20 protein-coding genes are annotated in these 21857 nt (G+C 30.9%); 16 read left to right on the top strand and 4 right to left on the bottom strand.

The genetic code is table 11. The annotated features are described in order from the left end of the window. Position 1: 1 nt before the first annotated feature. From D2A34_RS01585 to D2A34_RS01560, 6 genes are all read left to right on the top strand, one after another. The gene (locus D2A34_RS01585) at positions 2-1066 is read left to right on the top strand and encodes a sulfate/molybdate ABC transporter ATP-binding protein (RefSeq protein ID WP_079440172.1); all 1065 of its coding nucleotides are present in this window, start codon (positions 2-4) and stop codon (positions 1064-1066) included. A gap of 148 nt (positions 1067-1214) precedes the next feature. Continuing rightward, positions 1215-2924, top strand: a complete 1710-nt coding sequence (locus tag D2A34_RS01580) for an adenylyl-sulfate reductase subunit alpha (RefSeq protein WP_119365502.1) — start codon at positions 1215-1217, stop codon at positions 2922-2924. Next, positions 2908-3225, top strand: coding sequence for a 4Fe-4S dicluster domain-containing protein (locus D2A34_RS01575; protein WP_079440174.1), 318 nt, complete (start codon positions 2908-2910; stop codon positions 3223-3225). Before D2A34_RS01580 ends, D2A34_RS01575 begins: the two co-directional genes overlap by 17 nt. A gap of 89 nt (positions 3226-3314) precedes the next feature. Then, positions 3315-4214 carry a sulfate adenylyltransferase subunit CysD gene (gene cysD, locus D2A34_RS01570; RefSeq protein WP_079440175.1) on the top strand — a complete coding sequence of 300 codons (900 nt, stop codon included), beginning with the start codon at positions 3315-3317 and terminating at the stop codon, positions 4212-4214. A 1-nt stretch (position 4215) separates the two neighbouring features. Beyond that, complete coding sequence (locus tag D2A34_RS01565; RefSeq protein WP_119365501.1) at positions 4216-5904, top strand: sulfate adenylyltransferase subunit 1; 1689 nt, start codon at positions 4216-4218, stop codon at positions 5902-5904. Between the two features lie 662 nt (positions 5905-6566). Then, positions 6567-7481 carry an AEC family transporter gene (locus tag D2A34_RS01560; protein WP_119365500.1) on the top strand — a complete coding sequence of 305 codons (915 nt, stop codon included), beginning with the start codon at positions 6567-6569 and terminating at the stop codon, positions 7479-7481. 173 nt (positions 7482-7654) lie between these two features. Here D2A34_RS01560 and D2A34_RS01555 read toward each other — a convergent pair whose 3' ends face one another. Then, positions 7655-8290, bottom strand: a complete 636-nt coding sequence (locus D2A34_RS01555; protein WP_243128206.1) for a VTT domain-containing protein — start codon at positions 8288-8290, stop codon at positions 7655-7657. Between the two features lie 237 nt (positions 8291-8527). On the opposite strand from D2A34_RS01555, the gene D2A34_RS01550 reads away from it, so the two are divergent. Next, entirely contained in the window at positions 8528-10096 is a 1569-nt protein-coding gene (locus D2A34_RS01550; protein WP_119365498.1) for a bifunctional lysylphosphatidylglycerol flippase/synthetase MprF, read from the top strand. On the opposite strand, the gene D2A34_RS01545 is transcribed toward D2A34_RS01550, so the two are convergent. Beyond that, a complete protein-coding gene (locus D2A34_RS01545; RefSeq protein ID WP_119365497.1) occupies positions 10077-10628 on the bottom strand; it encodes a helix-turn-helix domain-containing protein in 552 nt (183 codons plus the stop codon). The genes D2A34_RS01550 and D2A34_RS01545 overlap by 20 nt on opposite strands. 120 nt (positions 10629-10748) lie before the next feature. Here D2A34_RS01545 and D2A34_RS01540 point away from each other — a divergent pair, with 120 nt between their 5' ends. The 6 genes from D2A34_RS01540 (at position 10749) to D2A34_RS01515 (ending at position 17033) form a co-directional block, all read left to right on the top strand. Beyond that, positions 10749-11483: an AzlC family ABC transporter permease gene (locus D2A34_RS01540; RefSeq protein WP_119365496.1), complete on the top strand. Its 735-nt coding sequence runs from the start codon at positions 10749-10751 to the stop codon at positions 11481-11483. Continuing rightward, entirely contained in the window at positions 11480-11800 is a 321-nt protein-coding gene (locus tag D2A34_RS01535) for an AzlD domain-containing protein (RefSeq protein ID WP_079440182.1), read from the top strand. Before D2A34_RS01540 ends, D2A34_RS01535 begins: the two co-directional genes overlap by 4 nt. 138 nt (positions 11801-11938) lie before the next feature. Beyond that, positions 11939-13210 carry a sensor histidine kinase gene (locus D2A34_RS01530; protein ID WP_119365495.1) on the top strand — a complete coding sequence of 424 codons (1272 nt, stop codon included), beginning with the start codon at positions 11939-11941 and terminating at the stop codon, positions 13208-13210. Positions 13211-13485: 275 nt separating this feature from the next. Next, positions 13486-14376, top strand: a complete 891-nt coding sequence (locus D2A34_RS01525) for a response regulator (protein WP_079440184.1) — start codon at positions 13486-13488, stop codon at positions 14374-14376. Positions 14377-14616: 240 nt separating this feature from the next. Continuing rightward, complete coding sequence (locus D2A34_RS01520; protein WP_079440185.1) at positions 14617-16290, top strand: acetolactate synthase large subunit; 1674 nt, start codon at positions 14617-14619, stop codon at positions 16288-16290. Between the two features lie 20 nt (positions 16291-16310). Next, positions 16311-17033: an amino acid ABC transporter ATP-binding protein gene (locus tag D2A34_RS01515; RefSeq protein ID WP_079440186.1), complete on the top strand. Its 723-nt coding sequence runs from the start codon at positions 16311-16313 to the stop codon at positions 17031-17033. A 199-nt stretch (positions 17034-17232) separates the two neighbouring features. Here D2A34_RS01515 and D2A34_RS01510 read toward each other — a convergent pair whose 3' ends face one another. Next, the gene (locus tag D2A34_RS01510; RefSeq protein ID WP_119365494.1) at positions 17233-18672 is read right to left on the bottom strand and encodes a DDE-type integrase/transposase/recombinase; all 1440 of its coding nucleotides are present in this window, start codon (positions 18670-18672) and stop codon (positions 17233-17235) included. 177 nt (positions 18673-18849) lie between these two features. Here D2A34_RS01510 and D2A34_RS01505 point away from each other — a divergent pair, with 177 nt between their 5' ends. Genes D2A34_RS01505 through D2A34_RS01495 form a run of 3 tightly spaced genes read left to right on the top strand, consistent with a single transcriptional unit; the run spans position 18850 to position 21031 of the window. Continuing rightward, positions 18850-19668 (top strand): transporter substrate-binding domain-containing protein, encoded by an 819-nt coding sequence (locus D2A34_RS01505; RefSeq protein WP_119365493.1) that lies wholly within the window; start codon positions 18850-18852, stop codon positions 19666-19668. After that, a complete protein-coding gene (locus D2A34_RS01500; protein ID WP_079440188.1) occupies positions 19668-20396 on the top strand; it encodes an amino acid ABC transporter permease in 729 nt (242 codons plus the stop codon). Before D2A34_RS01505 ends, D2A34_RS01500 begins: the two co-directional genes overlap by 1 nt. Before the next feature lie 2 nt (positions 20397-20398). After that, positions 20399-21031, top strand: coding sequence for an amino acid ABC transporter permease (locus tag D2A34_RS01495; RefSeq protein ID WP_079440189.1), 633 nt, complete (start codon positions 20399-20401; stop codon positions 21029-21031). A 167-nt stretch (positions 21032-21198) separates the two neighbouring features. Here D2A34_RS01495 and D2A34_RS01490 read toward each other — a convergent pair whose 3' ends face one another. After that, positions 21199-21834: a glycosyltransferase gene (locus D2A34_RS01490; protein ID WP_079440190.1), complete on the bottom strand. Its 636-nt coding sequence runs from the start codon at positions 21832-21834 to the stop codon at positions 21199-21201. Between the last annotated feature and the right edge of the window lie 23 nt (positions 21835-21857).

Here is a 21857-nt window from a genome sequence, read left to right as displayed (position 1 = left end):
TATGTATGTGGAACTAAAGAATATTAACAAAAGGTTTGGAGATTATAAAGCATCTGATAATGTTAACTTTAGAATAGAGCAAGGAAAATTGATTGGTCTTTTAGGTCCTAGTGGAAGTGGTAAGACTACAATCCTTAGAATGATAGCAGGCCTTGAAACTCCAGATGAAGGAGATATCATTATTAATGGGGTTAAAGTTAATGATATAGAAGCAGGAAAAAGAGGAATAGGGTTTGTTTTTCAAAATTATGCTTTATTTCGTCATATGACAGTTTATGATAATATAGCTTTTGGTCTTGTAGTACAAAAAGCTAAAAAAGATTTTATATATGAAAGAGTTATGGAACTTATAGAACTTATTGGTCTTAAAGGTCTTGAAAAAAGATATCCGGGTCAATTATCCGGAGGACAGAGGCAACGTGTGGCCTTTGCTAGAGCACTTGCACCAAATCCACAGCTACTCTTATTGGATGAGCCTTTTGCAGCTATAGATGCGAAGGTAAGAAAAGAACTTAGAAGATGGCTTAGAGAGACTATATCCAAATTAGGGATAACAAGTATCTTCGTAACTCATGATCAAGATGAAGCTGTTGAAGTAGCAGATGAAATAATAATAACTAATAAAGGTAGAATTGAGCAAAAAGGAAGCCCAGTTGAGATATATAAAAATCCAAAGACTCCTTTTGTAGCACAATTTATTGGTGAATCAAATCTAATAGAAGATTATACAAAGTTAAAGGGATTTGAAGTTGTAGATCCTAAAGAAACGAAAGCAATTGTACGTCCTGAATTTATACAAATTGCTAAAAATGATAAAGAAATATTAACTCCTCTTGCAGCAGAAAAAGGAATAGTTAAAGATATTGCTTTTAGAGGAAATAACCTTGAAATAGATGTTCAGGTTGGAAATCAAATACTTTATGCATATCGTAGCTTAGAGGACGAAGAACTAAAAATTGGTGAAGAAGTTTTAGTTTTAATTCATAGAGTTTATGCATTTAATGAAAATAGTGCAAATGTTGTAGAAAATAAGATTAAAACAGAAGAAATATCTGTAGTTATATAAATATTCTTTAATAAATAAGAAAAAACGTGAAAACTTAATGACTTCAAATTTGAAGAAAATAAAAATTAGTACTTAAAAATGCAGAAGTTAAAAACTATAACTCTGTGTTTATTTAGTAAATATTGACCTTAAAAAAAGGAGATATGCTATGAGTAAGAACGTTCAAGTAAAACAACTAGAGACAGATATATTGATTATTGGAGGAGGTACTGCTGGGTGTTATGCAGCACTAACAATAAGGGAAGAAAATTCTGATGCATCCGTACTTATCCTTGAAAAAGCCAATATTAAGAGAAGCGGCTGTTTGGCAGCTGGGGTAAATGCAATCAATGCATATATAGTAAAAGGAAGAACTCCGGAAGACTATGTAGATTATGCTAAAAAGGATGCAGATAATATTGTAAGAGAAGATTTATTACTTACAATGTCACAAGGTTTAAATAAGGTAACAAAGAAACTAGAAGATTTAGGTCTTGTTATTTTAAAGGATGAAAATGGCGAATATGTAGCTAGAGGAAATAGAAATATTAAAATTAATGGTGAGAATATTAAGCCTATTTTAGCAGATGCAGTTAAGAAACTTCCAGATGTAACAGTTATGAATCAAGTTAATGTTATTGATTATATTGTAAAAGATAATAATATACTTGGCGCATTTGCAGTTGATGTTGAAGAAGAAATTCTATATGAAATTAAAGCTAAAAAGGTAATATGTGCGACTGGTGGAGCGGCAGGTTTATATAAGCCTAACAATCCAGGCTTTTCAAGACATAAAATGTGGTATCCTCCATTTAATACTGGGGCAGGATATGCCATGGGTATAAAATCAGGAGCTGAAATGACTACTTTTGAAATGAGATTCATTGCTCTAAGATGCAAAGATACAATTGCACCTACAGGCACAATTGCACAAGGGGTAGGGGCAAAGCAAGTAAATTCAAAAGGTGAAGTATATGAAACAAAATATGGATTAACTACATCTGAAAGAGTTTATGGTACAGTAAAGGAAAACCAAGAAGGTAGAGGACCTTGTTATTTAAGAACAGAAGGTATTAGCTCTGCTCAAGATGAGGAATTAAAGAAAGCATATTTAAATATGGCACCTAGCCAAACATTAAAATGGATAGAATCAGGAAGAAATCCAAGTGAGCAAAATGTGGAAATTGAAGGAACAGAACCATACATAGTAGGTGGTCATACTGCTAGCGGATATTGGGTTGATACTAAAAGAGAAACAACAATAAAAGGTCTTTATGCGGCTGGTGATGTGGCTGGTGGATGCCCACAAAAATATGTTACTGGTGCATTAGTAGAAGGTGAAATTGCAGCTAAGGCAGCAGTAGAAGCAATAAGTGGTGATGGAAATAATAATATTACTTTATCAAAAGCTGAAGAAGTTTCACTTATAGAGAAAAAGAAAGCAAAAGTAGAAAAAGTATTAAATTCTGAAAATCAGGTATTTAATGTAGAACAGCTTGAAGAAGCAATGCAAAAGGTAATGGATACCTATGCAGGTGGTATTGGAAGCAGTTATCAATTTAATGAGAAACAGCTTGAACTTGCTGCTGAGAAAATTGAGCAAATTGAGAAATTAAGCGAGAATCTGCATGCGGAAGATATGCATGAATTGATGTTTGTATATGAGCTTAAAGAGAGACTTATTATTTGTAAATCAGTAATTGCTCACTTAAAGACAAGAAAAGAAACTAGATGGCATAGCTTTGCAGAAAATCTTGATTATCCAGAAAAAAGCAATGAATGGCTTAAGTATGTTAACTCAAAGCTTATAGATGGTAAACTTACAATGTTATATAGAGATTTAGTGGGAAGAGGTGAAACATATGAGCATAGCAATTAATAAAAATAAATGCATAGGATGCAAAAGATGTTTAGCTGTGTGTCCAGGAAGTCTTATAAAATCAACTGACGATGGAAAGAAAGTATATATAAAATATCCTAAGGATTGTTGGGGATGCTCTTCTTGTATAAAAGAATGCCCTACAGGTTCAATTTCATTATATCTAGGAGCAGATATGGGTGGAAGAGGAAGCAGACTTACAGTTGAATTAAAAGATGATATTGCAGACTGGAAGATTGAAGAAATTGATGGAAAAGAGCATTCAATTAAGATAAATCGTAAAGATTCAAATCAATATTAATAAAAAACATATGAAAAAATAATATTACTTTTTCATGTATTTTAGATAAATTCTTAGAATTTTAATTAAGATAATAGGGGGACTAATATATGAGTGAATTATCACATCTTGATAAATTAGAAGCAGAAGCAATTTATATTATTAGAGAAGTAGCTGCAGAATGCGAAAAGCCAGTAATGTTATATTCTATTGGTAAAGACAGTTCAGTTATGCTGCATCTTGCAATGAAGGCATTTTATCCTGAAAAGCCGCCATTCCCTTTCATGCATATTGATACAACATGGAAGTTTAAAGAAATGGTAGAATTCCGTGATAGAAAAGCAAAAGAATTAGGAATAGAAATGATTGTCCATTCAAATGAGGAGGGTATTAAGCAAGGAATTAATCCTCTTGAGCATGGTTCAGCGTATACTGATATTATGAAGACGCAAGCTTTAAAACAAGGTTTGAGTAAATATGGATTTACAGCAGCCTTTGGTGGTGGACGTCGTGATGAAGAAAAATCTCGTGCGAAAGAAAGAATTTTCTCTTTCAGAAATGAAGCACAAGCATGGGATCCTAAAAATCAAAGACCAGAAATGTGGAAACTTTATAATACTAAAATAAATAAAGGCGAAAGTATGAGAGTTTTCCCAATCTCAAATTGGACTGAAAATGATATATGGCAATATATAAAACGTGAAAATATTGATATCGTGCCTTTATATTTTGCAAAAGAAAGACCGTGCATTGAGCGTGATGGCAATATTATCATGGTGGATGATGATAGATTAAAGCTATTACCAGGAGAAAAGGTTGAACATAAAATAATAAGATTTAGAACACTTGGATGTTATCCATTAACAGGTGGTTTTGAATCAGATGCAGTTACTTTAGATGCGATTATTGAGGAAACCCTTAGTGCCGTATCATCTGAAAGAACAACTAGAGTTATAGATAGTGAAGCAGCAGGTAGTATGGAAAGAAGAAAGAGAGAGGGGTATTTCTAAGATGAAGAGCTTATTAAAGTTTATAACATGTGGTAGCGTAGATGACGGAAAGTCTACTCTTATTGGGCATATTTTGTATGATTCGAAGCTTTTATACGCAGATCAAGAAAAAGCTTTAGAATTGGATAGTAAGGTTGGTAGCAGAGGAGGAGCAATAGACTATTCTCTACTATTAGATGGTTTAATGGCGGAGCGTGAGCAAGGAATTACAATAGACGTTGCATACCGTTATTTTACAACTGATAACAGAAGTTTTATAGTAGCAGATACTCCAGGGCATGAAGAATATACTAGAAACATGGCAGTAGGAGCATCCTTTGCAGAGCTTGCTATTATATTATTAGATGCAAAGCAAGGTGTACTTGTTCAAACAAGAAGACATGCAAGAATTTGTTCTTTAATGGGCGTAAAACATTTTGTATTTGCAGTTAATAAAATAGATTTAGTAGATTATAATCATGAAAGATTTCTAGAAATCGAAGAGCAAATTAAAGAATTAGTAAAAGAACTTTCGTTAGAAAATGTTCATATAATTCCAGTATCAGCTACAGAAGGGGATAATGTTACAAAGAAGTCAGCAAATACTCCATGGTATAGTGGGGAAGCACTTTTAACACATCTAGAAAATGTAGAGATTGATAATAAATCAGAAGAAGGTTTCTATATGCCAGTTCAAAGGGTATGTAGACCAAATCATACTTTTAGAGGGTTCCAAGGGGAAATTGAAGCTGGAAGTATTGCAGTAGGAGATGAAATCACAACACTTCCTAGCAATGAGAAAGCATTAGTAAAAAGTATTCATGTTACTGATAAGGAATCACAAAGTGCTGGGCAAGGGCAGGCTGTCACAATACAGCTTAATAAAGAAGTAGATGTATCAAGAGGCTGTGTACTTACAAAAGGAACTAGCATTGCTCCAAGCAAACTACTTAGTGCAAAAATTCTTTGGATGGATGATTCAGAATTAACAGCAGGTAAAGAGTACTTTGTAAAAGTAGGAACTAAGATGTTAACTGGTGTTGTTACAGATGTAAAGTATAAAATTGATGTTAACACAGGGGAGCATTTACCAACTGGTTATTTAACAAAAAATGAAATAGCAGCATGTGATATTTTACTTTCAGAAAAAATAGTTGTTGATGAGTTCGATGCACATAAAACTTTAGGAGAACTTATTTTAATAGATCGTATTACTAACATGACATCAGCTTGTGGTGTTATAGAAGATGTTCATAATAATGATGCTAAAAATGGAAAGTTTGCTTTTGAATATAATGAATTAAAAGCAAGAGGAGATATTTTTGAAGAATTCTATTATGATACAGAAACTTTATCTATCTTCAAATATAAACCAGAAGAAAAAACTTACACTGTAGGTGATGAACTTCCAGTAGAAGGTGATAGCTATAAATATCCAGAGAACTTTGATTTACTAGTTCTTCGTGATGGAGTAGCAATTGAAGTACGTGATAAGAAAATTGCTAACATTAAATCAATCGATGATTATAAGTATCAAGAAGTTCCAGTTATAAATGGTAGAGGATTTGAAGTTAAGGTAAATTCTAATGAGGAAGTTACAACATTCTTAAATGAATATAAAGAAACTAACGAAAAAACTCTAGGTGATTTCTTGAATAAGTGGGTTAAGTTTGAAACTTATAGAAAAGTAGTTTTTCATAGCACTAACTAAAAGATATAATAACTTAAAATAAAAAAGTATTAATGGGTTTTTAACCTATTAATACTTTTTATTTTTAGTGAAAATCTATGTAATAAAATAATTGATGCATACATGACAATTCAAATTTAGTTTAAGAATGTGCCAATTTTTTTGTTGTAATCAGAATTTACAAAAGATTGAGGGTGAGTTTGAACCTATGATAGAATGTATGCCTATCAAAAATTAATCGATACATTAGTATATTAAAATAATCTTAGGTTCTAATTTAAAATATACCTATAAATAATTCAAGAGCTTGAAACAAATATGATCAGTTGTGGTAAAATAAACATAGATAAACTAATTAAATAGTTAATTTACTAGATAAACACAAATACAAATTTACTAAAACTTTAAATCGATATATTCACTAGAAATTATAAATATTTTTGTGAAGAAAACATTTGAAAATGAGCTGTTAAAGGTTCTTAGTTGTAGGTTGTTCCACTTTAGCTTGTCAAACTGAAAGTTGGAACATGCTAAAGTGGATGCAACCTGCAACTTAGAACCTTAAGCGATATTTTCATAGTTTTTCGGAACAAAAATATTTATAATTTCGGTGAGTCTAGCGCATTAGTTTAAGCTATATTTTGTTTACGTATAGGGAATTTTTTACGAAAGGATAAAATGTTATGGAGATTATTACTACAATAGTTGGGCAAGTAGGCATTATGTATGTATTAATGGCTATTGGATTTATTGTCTACAGAAAAGAATTAATTAATGAAGAAGGAGCTAAACAAATATCGAATTTGTTGGTTTGGGTGATTAATCCACTAATAATGCTGACTCGTTATCAGATGGAATTTTCAATAGATAAATTAAAGGAGCTTGGGATTTCCTTTATAGTTTCTTTATTTGCAATGCTTTTGGGATTTTTAATTGGAAGGATTATTTTTAAGAGAGAGCAACGAATCGATAAATTTGCCATTGGATTTGCTAATGCAGGATTCATTGGGATACCATTGGTAACCAGTATAATGGGGATAGATAAAGTTTTCTTCTTATCAGCATACCTGGTTTGTTTTAATATATTAAGTTATACATATGGGATATACATGGTATCAAATAATAAGAATCTAGTTACGGTAAAGAGTGTATTATTAAATCCAGGAATTATTGCTGTAGAACTCGGTTTATTAGTTTTTATTTCTCCAATAAAAATTCCAAAACTTATATATGATGCATTTAATTTAGTAGGGGAAACTAATACACCTATAGCTATGATTTTGCTTGGTACGTATATCGCAAGATCTAAAATTATTACGCTATTTAACGATGGACATGCTTATTTTGTTGCATCTGTAAAATTGATAATAATTCCAATAATAATGATTATATTATTTAAGTTTTTACCTTCATCTTTATCGGAAATAAAAAAAGTAGTATTGATAGCTATGTCTACACCAGTAGGGCTCACTGTACCAATGTTTTCTCAGATGTATGGTGGAGATTATGAATACGGAGCAAAGTTAGTGGGACTAAGCACGTTATTGTCATTAGTTACAATACCAATAATTTTATACATTGCTAATATTGTTTGGTGAAAAAAAGTAAGTTTAAGTGAAGTGGATTATTGGATATATAAAGATAAGTCTAAGACGAAATTATCCTAATAAGATGAATAATTAATAGAATAAGATTTACAATTTTAAATATATACAGACCAGAAAGATACGCTTCTTTTTCTGGTCTGTATTGCATTAAAAATAATTATATACTAGTTTGTTCTTCTTCTTTTTAACAGTGTTGTAATTATAGCTGGAGATATTGAAATTAAAACAATTAATATAATCACAATTTCAAAGTTATTCGCAACAATAGGTATATTACCGAAAAAATAACCGCCAATAATAAATAAAGCTACCCAAGGGATGCTACCTATCATGTTGTATATTATAAAGTTGCTAAATTGTACACCAGCTGTGCCAGCAATAAAAGGTATGAAAGTTCGTACTAGGGGAATAAACTTAGCAATAATTATTGTTTTACCTCCATAAGTATCATAAAAGGTTTGAGCTTTTTCTATATGCTTTTTATTAAAGATTATAGAATTATTGTTTTTAAAAATTTTTGTCCCAAAGCGTTTTCCAATATAGTAATTTACGCATTCTCCTATAATATTTGAGATGACTAATACAAAAGTTATTTTTTCAATGTCTAATGCTCCTTTTGACGCTAAAGTTCCTGTAACAAATAATAGTGATTCTTCAGGAAGAAAAGGTGCCATAAATAGGCCAGTTTCACAAAATACAATAGTAGACAAAAACAGGTAAGTATAATTATTGTAATTTCTTACGAATTCTGTTAGAAAAGTATCAATAGATAGTGAAAGGGGTAAACTGTAAAAAAACATTATCATAGAACTCCTTTTTATTTTACTTTAGTGATTTAATTCAAAAATATAAGTAGTCATAAACAAGATAAGGAAAATGTAGAATTATAATTTATATTGTCATTATATATGAACATACAATATAATATAGATTATACAGGATAGTTTACTGATATTCTACTATGTGGTCTATACTATTTTTAGATAAAATTTAATGAGGACTATATATTTTTCAAAAGATTATTTTTGGGAGGGACTATGAAATATAAAAAATACCATATTGTTTCTTTTATTATATTAATGTTTACTTTAATTATAAAAGAAATATTAGATTTACTAAATTCTGCTGACAATTTTGGTAAATCATCGAGCTTTAATTATATATATATATTAAATTGTTTTTTGTTAGGAGTGTGCTTTTTATTTCTCATAAAAGGTTTATTGCAAAGATTGAGAGCCGCCTTGGTTATTAGTGTATTTATTATATCATTATTTATCATATCCAATTTCTTTGAGATTGTATATTTTGAGTTTAATGTATTTTTATTAAGTTACATACTATTATCTTTAGTAATTCAAAATAACTGGTTTAAAGCAAAAGCTAACCCAGTAAAATTAAAGGTGGGGATTATATTATCATGCCTTTTAGTGTTTATTAATGCTATTGTGAGCTTAACCTCAATAAATATTTTTAATCATATAAATGTACTTGTAAATTTAAGTGTATTATTGGTAAATATAAAACTAATTTTAGAGCCAAATACTTTCAAAGAAGCGCATTCATATGAGGATAAGCTTAAAGTTCAAGAGATGCTAAGAAAATTTGCAACAAATCCTGTATCGGCCATTATTTTAGAAGATGACAAGCAGTATTTCTTTCCTGAATTTTGTGAAGGCGTTATAGGTTATACTGTAATTAACAATATAGCAATTGTAGCTGGAGAGCCTATATGCAGCGATAAGGATATGAATAATATTTTACTAGAATTCAAAAGTTTTTGCTCAGATAATTCATTATCGATATGCTTTTGCCAAGTTTCTGAAAAGTATATTAATGTTCTGAAGAACGCTGATTTTATAGTGCAAGAATATGGAAAAGAAGCTATTATTCATTTAGATACCTATACCATAAGTGGTTCTAAGACTTCAAAAATTAGATGGGCAAACAATAAGATGGATAAGTTAGGTATTAAAGTAACCGAATATAAACCTCTTATTGAAAGAAATCAGAAAATTGAAGAGCAGATAGTTAATGTTTCTAATGAGTGGTTAACAATGAAGAAAAGTAGTGAACTTTCTTTTATGTTAGGGACTATATCTTTGGACAAACCTTTCGATAGAAGGTATTTTATAGCATCAAATCCAGAGGGGGAGCTATTAGGATTTATAGTATGCTTTCCATATGAATCACACAAAGGATATTTTATTGATATAACAAGAAGAAGCAAAGATGCTCCACTCGGAATTATGGAAAAACTAACTATAGAAATATGTAAAGTTTTAAAAGAAGATGAAGTTAAAGAAGTTAGTTTAGGACTAGCTCCGTTGGCAGATATTCAAAGTAGTAATAGTATAGAGGGAATTACGGTCTATAAGTTTTTTAAATTCATGTATAAATATATGAATTCATTTTATGGATTTAAAGCGTTATATGATTATAAGAAGAAGTATAATCCATCAGTTTGGGAATCAAAATTTATAGCATTTTCAGCTGAGGCATCTATTTTATCTATAGGGTATGCTATGATAAAGGCAAAGCACCCCCAAGGGATAAGAAGGCTTTTATTTGAAAGATTATTAGCAGTTCTTAAACCAAATAGTAATTAATTAAAGCCATTTGAACCATATCATCACCCAAATTAGAATAAGAATGGGGCTTAGAAGAATCAAATACTATGGAATCTCCAGGATTTAAAATATAATTTGTGTTGTCAACAGTTAATGACAATTGCCCCCTGTAAAGTATTATATATTCTTGAGTCTTTTCACCATGGGAATTAGATTCATAGGAACTATTTCCATCTAACTCTACAGTGAAAAGTTCAAAGTTTCTATTTACATTACTAGTAAAATGACAGTAAACTCTATATTTTTTATCAGGAGATTCTTGTTTAGTGGAATCTTCTTTTTTTATTAAAATATCTGTTTTTATTGGTTCATCGATAAGAGAAGTATAGGGGATTTTTAATCCACTAGCAATCTTCCATATTGTGTTTATGGTTGGATTAGATTCACCTCGCTCAATTTGTCCAAGCATTACTTTACTAACACCGCATATCTCAGAAAGTTTTCCTAGGCTTAGCTGCCTTTCAGTCCTTAGTCTTTTTAGATTACTAGCAATAATATTATTTAAATTCATATTTTCACTCCTTGACAAATATAAAGTACAAAAGTAAGATATAACATATGATAAGATATAACGTACTATTTATATAATATATCTTACGATTTTATATATAAATTATCAAGGGGGCATTTTATGGAATTGGGGAAAATACCAGATAATCCGTTAGAAAAAGAGGGGGAAAGTAATTTAAGGTACTTTATTCAAGGAATAAAAGATTGTATTCCGACTATTTTTGGGTACATAAGTTTAGGAATTGCTTGCGGAGTTTTGGGTAAATCTTGTGGATTGACAATTTGGGAAGCAATGGGTATGAGTGCGTTTGTTTATGGAGGATCATCTCAGTTTATAGCATCAAGTATGATTTTATCAGTGGCATCTGTACCAAGTATAATATTCACTATTTTCTTTGTTAACTTTAGACATTTGTTTATGAGTGCGGCAATTGCTCCATACTTTAAGAATAATTCGTTTCTAAAAAATCTTTTTATAGGCACACTATTAACGGATGAAACTTTTGTTGTTGCATCTGTCGAGGGTTATAAGAAAAAGAAGATTAATAACTTTTGGATGGCAGGCTTAAATATTACAGCATATATCAATTGGATTTTAGCTACAGGTATTGGAGTTTTTATTGGAGGGTTTATACCAGATTATAAAGTTTTTGGATTAGATTTTGCATTAACTGCGATGTTTATAGGCTTATTGATTATAGCCATAAAGGGGAATTTAAAGATTAAAAAGGCTGGTATAATAGTTGTTACCAGTTCAATAGTTTTGATAATAAGCACCATACTCGTGTCTACTAGTGTTGGCGTTATTATCTCAGCAATTATTGGGGCATTAATTGGGGTGGTGATTAAAGAGTGAATTTCTATGTATGGAGTGTAATTATAGGAGGGTGCATTGTGACTGTACTTCCGAGAGTATTACCAATCACTATATTATCAAAGGTAAAACTAAATAAAAAAGTAGAAGAATTTTTAACATATATTCCAATATCAATATTAGCTTCATTAATAGCTGTGGAGCTTTTTACAGTAAATAATAAATTTACATTTCAAGATAACTCTTTAGAATTACTAGCAGCAATTCCAACAATATTAGTTGCGATGAAAAAGAATAATTTATTATTAACAGTGGTTGTTGGAGTGGTATCAATAGCAATTTTAAGGTTTGTATTTTAGAAATAATCAATAAATTAAGGGCATTACAGAAATGAAGATGTCTTTTTTTATTGACTTGATAATTATATCAGTGTATCATCATCTATAAGTAAAATTAAGGATAATAATGAGTATGTTAGAGTTAAAAGGATAAGTATAATGAAAGATAAAATGAAGTTAACATCAAGAACTAAGGTTTGCCTAATAAATAGCATATTATTTTCTATTGTAATTAGTATTTTTGCACAGATATACATATATCCATTTAACAGTAAATTTGTTTTAGGAATTGGAGTTGTCGTAATTGGTTTTGTATTTGCCGCAACTGAAAATATATATCCATTTATAGTAGGGGTTACAGCTGGAATTTTAACTGCATTTATAAGAGGCATGGGTTTACTAATATCTTCACATAATTATTCAAATGATATTATACTACAATTTGCTCCAGCGGCTATTTTTTATATCTTTTATGGAATATTCGGAACTATATTTTCACTGAGTAAGAAAAATGAATCTATAATACGTTTATATATGGCATTAGTATGTTTTGATGTAGCCTGCAATATTATAGAAATATTAGTTAGAAATATGTTTTCGGTATCAACACTAAAAGTGATTATTGTTACAGGACTTATTCGGGCATTTATTCAATGTGCTGCATTTCTAATATACAATTACCAGAAGTTATATATTAAAAAGTCAGAACATCAAAAGCGTTATGCCGAATTAAACTTGATGGTTTCTAAAATATACGCGGAAGCCTTCTATTTGCAAAAATCCACAGATGATTTAAACAATGTAATGAAGGAAGCATATTACTTGTATGAAATGAATAAAAGTAAATCAGAATTTTCAACTAAGGCATTAGCTATTGCACAAAATGCGCATGAGATTCGTAAAAATAATGATCGTGTGCTTAGGGGAATCAACGAGCTAGTAAAAAATGTTGAGAAAGCAGAATACATGACTATTTCAGAAATTTTTTCTATAATATCAGATAGTACTAAGAGATTAATAGATAATATTAACGCTCAAATTTATATAAAATTTAAAGTGGAAAATGATTATTCTATTAAAAGGTATTATGATATATTTGCTATTTTAAACAATCTAATTATTAATGCGATTGAAGCATGTAAAGAAAATAATATAATTAATGTGACTGGGGAGATTTCAGAAAAAATATTATTAATTAGTGTTTCAGATGATGGGACAGGCGTGGAAGAAGATATATTACCATACATATTTAATATTGGTTTTTCCACTAAATTTGATGAGAATACTGGTGCAATGTCTACAGGAATAGGATTATGCCATGTTAAAAATCTACTAGATGATTTACAAGGGATAATAGAAGTTAATAGTGATACAAGAAAAGGAACTAAATTTACAGTTAGTATACCGCTAACTAGTCTATCCGATAGCTAGCATCCGTAACACTTCCTCGCACTGTGTGAAAGCGACTATGCCAAATTAAAAGCTCACAGAGAAAGTTTTGCTAACCAAAAATAAAATGCCCACAAGGGGAAAGTTCGAGAAACCAAATGTAAAATTTGGACTCTCACTTTTGGAGCATCACTTTTTGGAATATCTGCTTTTCTCAAAGTGGGAGCTAACGGCTGCACGCTCCTGGATAAGTTCAACTAAATTCAGCTGGAGTATAAAACTCTACCTGAAAAGTTTCATAATAAGGGGGGCTATTTATGGAAACAACATTTGTCATTATTGATGATGACATAGCAATATGCAAGATTTTGGAACAAGCAATTAAGAAGAACAATTTAGGCAAGGTCATATCAATACTTACAACGGGAAGAGAGGCAAAAGAGGCTATTTTAAAATTAAATCCAGATATTGTCTTAATAGATTTGTTACTGCCTGAGGTAGATGGAATAGAAATTGTAAAAAGGACTTTTGACAATGGTTATACTGGCAAAATTATAATGTTATCTCAAGTTGAAGAAGGAGAAATGATTTCAAATGCTTATAAAAGTGGAATAATTTTTTACATCAATAAACCTATTAATATGATTGAAACCATCAGTGTTATTAATAATGTGAAAAAACAAGTTGAGTTAGAGAAATCCATGTTAATGATTAAAAGTGTAATATTTCCGGAAAACATTGCGAAGCATAAGGAAATTAAAAATGCAGCAGATAATCTTTCTGCGGAGGATAAACTAGCACGTATATTTTCAGATATAAATATTATTGGCAGCGCTGGAGTAGAGGAATTGAGGCTTGTAATATTACATATAATTAATAAAAAGAAACTGAATCCATCTAAATCCTATCAGCTTAAAGAAATCTATATGGAAGTTGCTAAAGAATTATATGGTGATACACTGGCAGTTATAAATTTTAAAGCAATGGAACAGCGGATTAGAAGAACTATTACTAAGGCAATGACTTCTGTAGCTAGCTTGGGGATTGAAGATGTGGATAATAATATTTATAAAGAATATTCATCTTCTCTTTTTGAGATAAAGCAAGTAAAACAAGAAATGAAACATTTAAAGCAGTCATCATTTAATCAAGGTAAGATAAATACTAAAAAATTTATTGAAGGTGTGTTAATTAAAATTTTAAATTAGGAAAATGAAAATATGCTGGAAAGTGGATTTGTTATTTTATTGAATGTGTATAAAGATATAAACTTCAAAAAACTACAGAAAACACAGAATGTTAAAATCCATTGACTATATTTATATTAAATTATATAATCAGTTCAAGATTTAAGAAAAAGCGATGGAGCTTTGGTATACATGCCAAGGCTCTTTTTTTATTGCATAAAAGTTTAAGTAAGAATATTTTTTGAAATGGAGATATGAACTATGGATGGTAAGAGTAATGAATTAGGACAAGTAAGTTTAAATACAGCTCAATTGCTAGTTAAATGCCTAGAAGAAGAGGGGGTTAAATATATATTTGGTATTCCAGGAGAAGAAAATCTTGAAGTTATGAATGCAATATATGATTCGACCATTGAATTCATTACTACCAGACATGAACAAGGAGCAGCATTCATGGCTGATATATATGGCAGGTTAACCGGTAAGGCAGGAGTTTGTCTAGCTACACTAGGGCCGGGAGCAACAAATTTAGTAACAGGAGTTGCGGATGCACACAGTGATGGAGCACCACTTGTTGCTATTACTGGACAAGTAGGAACAGAGAGGATGCATATTACTTCTCATCAGTTTCTAGACTTATGTAAAATGTTTGAACCAATTACGAAGAAGACAAAGATGATAGTACGACCTAATACAGTAAATGAAATTGTAAGAATTGCATTTAAGTATGCTGAAAGCGAAAAGCCTGGAGCCTGTCATATAGACTTGCCTGTAAATATAGCTAAGATGCCTGTTGATTCATGCGAAAAACCTTTATTAAAAAAAGTGCAGCCTAAAGAGTTTGCTGAACTTGAAACAATTGAAGAGGCAGCAGCTGAAATATTTAAAGCTAAGAATCCTGTAATACTTGCTGGAAGCAGTGCTGTAAGAGCTCAAGCAAGTGAAGCATTAACTAAATTTGCTACAGATTTAAAAATTCCAGTTATCGTAACAATGATGTCAAAGGGAATTATTCCTTGTAATAATCCTTATTTTATATCTACTATTGGTATTCCGCAAAAAGATTATGTAAATAAGGTAATTGAAAATGCTGATCTTGTTATTGCAGTTGGTTATGATATTGTTGAATATGCTCCAGCAAAGTGGAATCCAAATGGGAGCATAGAAATCATACACATTGATAGTAGTCAAGCTCATATTAACAAATTGTATCAACCCAAGGTTGAAGTTGTTGGTGATATTTCAGATTCATTATTAAAAGTTGCTCTAAGGACCTCAAGAAAGAATGAACCTGTATGTGCACTAGGGATAAAGGAAGAAATAGAAAAAGAGCATGAAAGTTATTCGGGTGATTTATCATTTCCTATGAAGCCACAAAAGATCTTAAATGATGTAAGAAAGGTTATGGGACCAGATGATATTATAGTTTCAGATGTGGGAGCACATAAAATGTGGATTGCACGTCACTATAATTGTTACAAACCCAACACGTGTATAATATCTAATGGTTTTGCCACAATGGGAATAGGTGTACCAGGAGCAATCGCAGCAAAATTAATAAATCCAGATAAAAAAGTATTAACAATTACTGGGGATGGTGGCTTTATGATGAATTCCCAAGAGATTGAGACTGCTATTAGAATCGGAACTCCATTTGTGACGCTTGTATTCAATGATAATAATTATGGTCTTATTAAGTGGAAGCAGGAAGAACAATATGGAAAGAGCTGTTATGTGGAGTTTACAAATCCAGACTTTGTTAAATTAGCGGAAGGAATGAATGCTAAAGGATACAGAATAGAAAAGGCAGAAGACTTAATTCCAACTTTAGAGGAAGCTTTTAAGCAAACAGTTCCTGTTATCATAGATTGTCCTGTTGATTATGATGAGAATTTAAGATTAACTGAACAATTAAAGAAAATTTATAAAGGATAAAAATCAGAGGGGGGTAATAAATGATTAAGTTAGAGAATATAGTTAAGAATTTTGGCGATGTTCATGTTTTGAAAAATGTAAATTTATTAGTTAAAGAAGGAGAAAAATTAGTAGTAATAGGACCAAGTGGTTCAGGAAAATCTACTCTTATTAGATGTATGAATTATTTAGAAGAACCTACGTCTGGAAAAGTAACAATAGATGAGTACGATTTAAGCCTAAAAAAAGATTTGGCTAAAGTTAGGCAATCTACTGCAATGGTTTTTCAACAGTTTAATTTATATCCGCATATGACTGTGCTTGAAAATCTTACTTTAGCTCCAATAAAACTTCAAAATGTAAGTAAAAAAGAAGCAGAAGAATCAGGATTAAAGTATTTAGAACGAGTAGGCTTAAAAGAGAAGGCAGATGCTTATCCAAACCAATTATCTGGTGGACAACAGCAAAGAGTAGCTATTGCAAGGGCTCTTAATATGCATCCTAAAATAATGTTATTTGATGAACCAACATCGGCATTAGACCCAGAAATGATTCAGGAAGTATTAGATGTTTTAGTAGGATTGTCCAAGGAAAATATAACAATGGTTGTTGTAACTCATGAAATGGGATTTGCAAAGCAAGTAGCAGACAGGGTTATTTTCATGGATGGAGGTCAAATAATTGAAGAAGCTCCACCAGAGGAATTTTTTTCTAGTCCAAAGAATGAAAGAACTAAGGCATTTTTAAATAAAGTTATAAGATAAGGCACAATCAAAAAATAAATTCAAATAAAAATAAAGAAAGATAGTGTAAAGTAAACTATGAAAAAATAGAAGTAAAAATCAATCTACACTATTAAGTAAAAATGTTTAATTTTACAATTTATCATTTGATTTTGTGTATGACAAAAGACCTCCGTCGCCGAAGGCAAAAACTGTAAAATGTATTAAGTTTATCTTTATTTTAGGAGAGTTGATTTTCTTGCATATGAAGTATAGTTTGCTGACCAAGACTAATAAGTATTTGCCATTTAGCAGGCATGTTATCAGCTTGTTTTAATTGATCAATCTCATTTAGAGGCCGCCAATAATTATAAGGATGTGGGCGCAGAAAGTTGTAATATGCAACCCAAAGAGAGACTCCGTAAAGGGCACCGTCTTCACTCCCATAACCACAAGTAACACGGTATGATGATTTGAAAGTACGATTTAAGCGTTCAACTACTTGTTTAATCCAACGGTATTCTTTAGAAACCGAATCATCATTTGTAAGTCCTATTACTTGAGTAAGATCAAAAATTTTATTTTCTTCTAGCTCAAACTGTTGCTTAGCAAGTGGATAAGCGCTATAACCATCAGCAATAAACTTTAACATTTTACCAGGAAAGCTTTGAAATTTATCAAAAGCCATCCGCATCGCAAGTATGCATGGACCAACAGCTCTTGTGTCAGATACCTGATAGCCAAGAATGGACTTTTTACAAGCATCCATAACAATCCAAACATAATGCCTGATACCTTTTACTCTTATATAAGTTTCATCAGCAGAAAGGATATTAGAAGGTTTGTAATCAAAAGTATCTACAAATGGTTTAATTACAGTAGCTGCAGTTAATGCATAGTTAGCAACCATAGTATGTGATATTTTTATACTATGTATCTCCGCTAAAGCGTGAGCGGTTTGTCTAGTTGAAAGCTTAAGATTAACATGGTAGGTCAGACATAAACCCATAATGTGAGGATTAAACTTTTTAAAACTGAAGTTGATAGCACGCTTAGAAAGTGTATGTAAATTCATCTTAAAGAAATCAAAAGTAAATTCTCTATAAATATAGTGAAGCTTATATTTATATTTCTCAGAAGATTTTATATCACTATGAAGTCTTTTAAGACCAGCTAAGCAATATGAACACTTAGGATTTATACATTTATGAATGCGAAAATGCTTACGGTTTTTCTTTTGAGTAAGAGTATGGCCACAATGAGGGCACACAAGTACTATAGGCTTAGTAACATAATTGCTTTCGTTGAAATTTTGACCACAAACCTTGCATTGGAACTGACCTCGATTGCCGTTATTATCGTAGATATAATGGTGAGGTGCACCACACTTTGGGCAAATAGTTTCACTAGGAATAGACTTGCCGTTCCGTCGTTGGACGGGTTTCACTACCTTGTTATATTTGTGCTTGTAATAAGCTAAAAGAAATTGATAGTCAACTTTTTCAAAACGAATAATTTTAGGAAGTTTGTCTACTTTAAATTTTTGATATTCTGGGCTGTTAGAATCGTCGAATGCCCATTGATTTAATGGTATATTCTTTGAAATAAACAAAACAAGTTTATAAATAGTTTTAACTAAATATTGATTATATAAAAGTAAATAAGTTATAATTGAATCCATGACAATGACCTTTCTTTTGATGTTGTTTTGGTGTTGCGGAACTCGATTATAACATGAAATTAGGGGGGCATTGTTTTTTTGTACAAAAAAACGCTCGAACCCTTGATATATAAAGAAAAAATTTAAAAGAGTAGTGTAAATACTTTACACTAACTAAAGAAAATAGGGGGAAAATATATGAAATTAAGAAAAGTATTTTTAGCATTAGGATTAGGTATATGTGTGATGATGGCGGGATGTAGTTCCGCATCTACTTCAAGCAGTGCAACAGGAGGTAATACTGTTGAAGCAAAAGAAATACAAGCTATAAAAGATAGAGGGGTATTAAAAGTTGGAGTAAAAGTTGACGTACCTAAATACGGATATAAGAATCCTAAAACAGGTGAAATTGAAGGCTTTGAGATTGATTTGTCTAAGGCAATAGCAAAGAAAATATTGGGAGATGAAAGTAAGGTAGAGTTTCAAGGGGTAACAGCTAAAACTAGAGGTCCACTTCTTGATAATGGAGAAATCGATATGGTTGCAGCTACTTTTACAATAACAGATGAAAGAAAAAAGAGCTATAATTTCTCTGATCCATATATGAAGGATGGTATCGGATTGCTTGTTAAAAAGAGTCTTGGTGCATCATCTCTAAAAGATCTAGATGGAAAGACCATTGGAGTAGCACAAAGTGCAACAACCAAGAAAGCATTAGAAGAAGAGGCAAGTAAGCAAGGAATTACTCTTAAATTCTCAGAACTTGGTGGCTACCCTGAAATTAAAGCAGCACTTGATTCAGGCAGAGTAGATTGCTTTGCAGTTGATGCAGCTATTTTAAATGGATATGTTGATGATTCAACAGTAATATTAAATGATAGATATAATCCTCAAGAATATGGTATTGCAAGTAAAAAAGACAATACTGAACTTGCTAAAGTAATAAATGAAGTAGTAAGTGAAATGAAGACTTCAGGTGAAATAGATAAATTAATTAAAAAGTGGGAAATTAAATAATGAATAGTCCTTTTTCATTATTTAAATGGGAGGCCGTTTTTAAAGACTTTAGCGTATTTTTTGAGGGATTTATAACAACACTTGAAGTTTCAATATTAGGACTTACTCTTGCATTAGTATTAGGAATTATATTTGGAGTTCTTTCTACAAGCAAAATTAAGATTTTTAAAGTTATAAGCAGGATATATGTAGAGATAATTCAAAATACACCGCTAGTAATTCAAATATTCTTTTTATTCAACGGACTTCCTTATATAAAGATTGTCTTACCAGTATTTTTAATTGGAGTACTTGGAGTTGGAGTTTACCATGGGGCATATATAGCAGAAGTTGTGAGAACAGGTATTACGTCAATACCCAAAGGTCAATTTGAAGCAGCGAAGTCACAAGGATTTTCTCATACTAAAACCATGAGATATATAATTTTGCCTCAGACAGTAAAGATAATAATACCACCACTTGCAAATCAATTGGTAAATCTAATAAAAAATACTTCTGTATTAGCAATGATAGCAGGTGGGGACTTAATGTATAGAGCAGACTCGTGGTCAAGTTCAAATATGTATTATGGTCCTGCATATGTTATAACTGGGGTTCTTTACTTTATACTTTGTTACCCATTAGCAGTATTATCAAGAAAACTTGAATTAAAAGAAAAGAGAAAAATATCAATTAATATTGAGGATTCTATAAAGACTCAAACTGTTGCTGCAGAAGGGGGGCTATAATAATGTCAAGTGTATTTAATCAAGCAAATATAGAATTTCTTTTACAGGGAATAAAATTGACTTTAACAATAGCTTTTATATCAATTATTCTAAGTATGTTTTTTGGAACAATTCTTGCAGTGTTAAGAAATTATTCAAAAGGAATTTTAGGAAAAATTGCAACAATATATATAGAAATTTATAGAAATACACCAAACTTATTATGGATATTAGCTATCAGGTTTTTAGTTCCAATAAAGCCTATGTATTCAGGGATTTTATCTTTTACATTGTTTACTTCTGCTGTTATGGCGGAAATATTTAGGGGGGGAATGAATTCTGTTAGTACAGGGCAATATGAGGCAGCTTATTCTCAAGGATTTTCAAAATTTCAGACTTTGAGATATATAATTTTGCCTCAAAGCTTTAGGAGATGTATTCCAACATTTTTGTCTCAATCGGTTACTGTAATAAAAGACACCTCTTTCTTATGGGCAGTGGGTATTGAGGAATTTACAGGAAAAGGTATGATTCTTATGGGAAGTTTTGTTTCATCATTTCAGATATTCTTATTATTTGGAGCTATAGCCGCAACGTATTTTATTATGAATTTTGCAATATCATGTTGTGTTAGAACAATTAGGACCGAGTACTAAGATTAAGCAAGAACTAGAATATTTATTATATGAAAATCGAGTAGAGTTAAAGCGAATGGTTTAACTTCTACTCGATTTAAATATTTATACAATATGATATTAGACAGATTCCTCATTAAAGTTCTACTCTTCCATCTAAGTTACATAGTGTATATCTATCTCACTAATTATCTGAATTTTTCAGGGAATTGTTTTATAATTGCGTCTGAAATTATATCAGAAAAATGAATCATGTGATTCTCACCTGTATCATAAGCCTCAATATCTGCAGGCCAGAGTTTATTTATTCTGGCTACGGCTTGATCTGTAACTAATTCTAAATGTTTATGTAACATGTTTTTTAATTCAGTGTTTTGTAGGTTAGGATTTGCTTTTGATAAAAAGTCAGCGATTTCATCAGCATTTTTGTACCATAATGTATTATACTTATCTAATTCAGCCTTTTTGTTGTTTTTAGCTGCGTCAACAACTTGACCTGCAATTGAAATATGTTCCCTTAAAAGCTCAGAAAGCTTATTTCCTGCTTCTTCACCGTAGTATGGGCTAATTGAATTTCCAATGTCATCTTGATTTTTAAGTAATCTTTGTAATATAAAATCTTCATCGGGAAGAGAAGATAAATCGCTAATAATAAAATTCCTAGTCCATAAAACATGATCAATCCAGAGTTTTCTTTCATCTGATTTTAAAGTGACTGAAGAAGTGGTCAGGATATTTTTATTATCAATGCTATATACCTCTATCGGTGTTATTAGTGTATTAAGTAAAATAAATAGTATAAAAGTAGAAAAGAATTTTTTCATTATAATTTAACACTCCTTTGCGA

Origin of the sequence: Clostridium chromiireducens (genome assembly GCF_003575225.1) — a bacterium.
Lineage (GTDB): Bacteria > Bacillota > Clostridia > Clostridiales > Clostridiaceae > Clostridium > Clostridium chromiireducens.
The sequence above is the reverse complement of the archived record's forward strand: the minus strand, read 5'-3'. Positions and strand labels throughout refer to the sequence as shown.